Source organism: Arthrobacter sp. MDT2-34-1 (assembly GCF_059091365.1).
In genome coordinates, this window is record NZ_JBNHGO010000205.1 from 1 (window position 1) to 290 (window position 290).

Sequence of the window (290 nt, forward strand, 5' to 3'; positions counted from 1 at the left end):
GAAAGGCACCTTTGATGCCATGGTTCCAGGCCTGGAGTCGAAAAAGTTTGACGTCATAGGTTCCATCAGCGACTTCGAGGAACGCCGGTCACAGATCGACTTCATCGACTACATGTATGCAGGAACAGGGATCCTGACTTCGGCCAGCTTCGAGATAGATGAGGCCAATCCGGAAGATTTGTGCGGTTACGGAATCGGTTTCATCGTGGGCACGCAACAGCAGGGTCTGCTCGAAGCCGCTTCGGAGAAGTGCGTGGCCGCGGGCGAGAAACCGATTACCGGAACCGGCT

General features: G+C 55.5%; 1 protein-coding gene. It reads left to right on the forward strand.

Features of this window, described 5'->3' with window-relative positions; genetic code table 11:
* A partial coding sequence (locus AC5RVV_RS18365) for a transporter substrate-binding domain-containing protein (protein ID WP_494002759.1) occupies positions 1 to 290 on the forward strand: 290 nt, incomplete at both ends.